This window comes from Mycobacterium sp. TH-M82 (assembly GCF_057473605.1).
Genome location: NZ_JBYCKY010000635.1, coordinates 1 through 3,088, shown reverse-complemented (window position 1 = coordinate 3,088; position 3,088 = coordinate 1). Strand labels below are relative to the sequence as shown.

Genomic DNA, 3,088 nt, shown 5'->3' with positions numbered 1-3,088 from the left:
GTTCATGAGTGCCTGCGGGGTGGCCGACCGGGGGCTGGAGACCGCCGAAATCTATGCCAGCCATGAGGCTCTGGTGCTCGACTACGAGCGGGCCATGTTGCGGTTGTCGCAGCACGAAAATGGCGAGGCACAGCTCTACGACCTGTCGGCACACTACCTGTGGATCGGAGAGCGGTCCCGTCAACTCGACGGCGCGCACGTCGCGTTCGCCGAGGTGATCGCCAACCCGATCGGGGTCAAGCTCGGCCCCACCACCACGCCGGAGCTGGCGGTCGAATACGTCGAACGGCTGGACCCGCACAACACGGCGGGCCGGCTGACCCTGGTGAGCCGAATGGGCAACGGCAAGGTGCGCGACCTGCTTCCGCCGATCATCGAGAAGGTCCAGGCCACCGGTCACCGAGTGGTCTGGCAGTGCGACCCTATGCACGGCAACACCCACGAGGCGTCCACCGGCCATAAGACCCGCCACTTCGACCGTATCGTCGACGAGGTGCAGGGCTTCTTCGAAGTGCACCGCGCGTTGGGCACCCATCCCGGCGGTGTCCACGTCGAGATCACCGGCGAAGATGTCACCGAGTGCCTCGGTGGCGCGCAGGACATCTCCGACTCGGATCTGGCCGGACGCTACGAGACTGCGTGCGATCCGCGGTTGAACACCCAGCAGTCACTGGAGTTGGCGTTCCTGATCGCCGAAATGCTCCGCGATTGAGGCTCATTGCGCCGGGCATGCAAAGAGTCGCATCCGGTGGGCCCTTGGATTGAGGCGCAGGGCTTCTAAACTCGCTTCGTGAGCAGCATTCCGGCCAGCGACGACGTTCTGGCGCCCGACGAGCCGACTTACGACCTGCCGATGGTGGCCCAGCTGCTCGGGGTACCGGTGACCAACGTGCATCAGCAGCTGCGCGACGGCCATCTTGTTGCGGTGCGCCGCGGCGACGTGGTGGTGGTGCCGCAGATTTTCTTCACCGACGCCGGTGAGGTGGTCAAGTGCCTGCCCGGCTTGCTGGCGGTGCTGTACGACGGCGGATACGGCGACACCGACATCGTGCGGTGGTTGTTCACCTCCGATCCGTCGCTGACCATCAGCCGCGACGGGGCCCGCGAAGCGGTCGGCAACGCACGTCCGGTCGATGCGCTGCATTCCCATCAGGCCCGGGAGGTGGTGCGCCGGGCACAGGCTATGGCTTATTGATGGCTTGTTGAGGCGTACCGAGGCTCATTGAGGCGGTCTCGCCTGCCGGCGCGCGCGCCGCCCGGTCCAGCGTGCGCCAGGCGAGCAGTGCGCAAGCCGTCGCGATGCCGACGTGGATCCACGAGTACATGCCGTGCGCGCCGTCCGGTCGGAAGATCACCATGACCCACGTCGAGAACGCGGCGATGGTGGCGATCGCAGTTGCCGACCGCACCAGGGGCGCGGCGGCCGCCAGCGGCCAGGTGTAATACCACGGCAGCGCGGCGGGCACGAACAGGACCACGATCAGCATGGCCCACGCGATGCCGCTCACCGCCGCGTGATCGTCGCGGCGGGACCGCCACCACAGCGGTGGCAGGGACGCGGCGATGAGCACGATGCCGGCGATCCGGGTGACGTGCAGCACCGCGTAGAAGTTGACCGGGAAAAACACGCCTCCGACGGTGTGGGTCAGGTTCGCGACCGCGGTCGGCACGGTCAGCCAGTTGATGATCTTCACGTTGCCGGCCAGCAGCGCCGTCAACCAGCCCAGACCCACCCCGGCCAGCGTCGACAGCACCGCGAACACCGCGACCACAATCACCACCGACGCAGCGGCCGCCACCGCGAAAGCCCACAATCGCCGGTATCCGTGCCGGTCTCGCAGCTGGCGCATCCACACCCAGATCAGAAACGGCAGCGCAATTCCGGCGGTGGCCTTGACCGCCGCCGCGACCGCCACCAGCGTGACGCCACCGATGGGGTGACGATCGAGAGTCAGTGCGATGCCGGCGATCATCAGACCGACCATCAGCATCTCGTTGTGCACCCCGCCCATCAGGTGGATGATCACCAGTGGGTTGAGGACACAGACGAACAGCGCGGCCGGGCCGCCGGCGTCCCCGCCGCCGACATGGCGCGCCACCCGCGGTGCTGCCCAGATCAGCAGTGCCAGGCCCGGCAGCATGCACAACCGCAACAGCATGGTTCCGACCACCACATTGTCGCCGGTCAGTACCGTGATCAACTTGGCGACCAGGATGAAGGCTGGGCCGTAGGGGGCCGTCGTCGCCGACCAGATGGGGCTCACATCATCGAGCAACGGGTTCGGGTTTTCCACCGGGCCCACCAGATAGGGGTCGAGGCCGTCGCGCAGCAGCGCACCTTGGGCCAGATAGGAGTACGTGTCACGGCTGAACACCGGCACGCTCAACAGCAACGGCGCCAGCCAAAATCCGGTGCTGGCCACCATGCTGTATTCCGTTGCGCTGCCGGCGATGACGCGTCGTCCCAGCCCCAACCATGCCATCAGCATCACCGCAACACCGGACCACAAAAACATCGAGGACAGCACCAGCCCATGACCGAAACGCAGCCAGGACAGGTGCATCGACTCCAGCAACGGGTCGTGCACCCGGGTGCTGCCCGCCCCCAACCCGCCCGCGGTGATCAGCATCGCGCCCAGGCAGCCCAACCAGGCCGGCCCGGACTCCCGGCTGGTGGCGAACCGCTGCAGCCGCGACAAGCGCCGAGCGAGGCCGGCGCCTCGGCTGGCTGTCGGTGCTGTCGGTGTGGCCATCGGCGTTCAGGCAGACCGGTTGGCGACCAGCCGGGCCAGGTCGGATAGTCCGGCCTTGGCCGATTCGTCGATGGGCGCGGCGGTCAACGCGGCCAGGGCACGGCGGGTGAGCATGTTGATACGGTCCTCGACCGCGGCCAGCGCGCCCACGGCCTTGATCACATCGCATAGTTCACTGATCTGGGCGTTGGTCAGGGCGGTGCCGATCGAGGCGCGTAACCGCTTGGCTGCCAGCGGATCCGAGTTGTCGGCCAACTCCACCGCCTCGGCGATCAGCACGGTGCGCTTGCCCGAGCGCAGGTCGTCGCCGGCCGGCTTGCCGGTCACCGCCGGAT

The 3,088-nt window shown here is 67.4% G+C and carries 3 protein-coding genes and 1 pseudogene; 2 read left to right on the top strand and 2 right to left on the bottom strand.

Going from position 1 to position 3,088, the window contains the following annotated elements:
• Both AC2VON_RS18685 and AC2VON_RS18680 read left to right on the top strand, forming a co-directional pair.
• Positions 1–712: 3-deoxy-7-phosphoheptulonate synthase (locus tag AC2VON_RS18685; RefSeq protein ID WP_486954296.1), on the top strand; the 712-nt coding region annotated here is incomplete at its 5' end.
• 78 nt (positions 713–790) lie between these two features.
• Entirely contained in the window at positions 791–1,195 is a 405-nt protein-coding gene (locus AC2VON_RS18680) for an Rv2175c family DNA-binding protein (RefSeq protein WP_486954295.1), read from the top strand.
• On the opposite strand, the gene AC2VON_RS18675 is transcribed toward AC2VON_RS18680, so the two are convergent.
• Together AC2VON_RS18675 and AC2VON_RS18670 are read right to left on the bottom strand one after the other, a co-directional pair.
• Positions 1,182–2,753, bottom strand: coding sequence for an alpha-(1->6)-mannopyranosyltransferase A (locus AC2VON_RS18675; protein WP_486954294.1), 1,572 nt, complete (start codon positions 2,751–2,753; stop codon positions 1,182–1,184). The genes AC2VON_RS18680 and AC2VON_RS18675 overlap by 14 nt on opposite strands.
• A 6-nt stretch (positions 2,754–2,759) precedes the next feature.
• A pseudogene (locus tag AC2VON_RS18670) lies at positions 2,760–3,088 on the bottom strand (polyprenyl synthetase family protein); the annotation flags it as partial.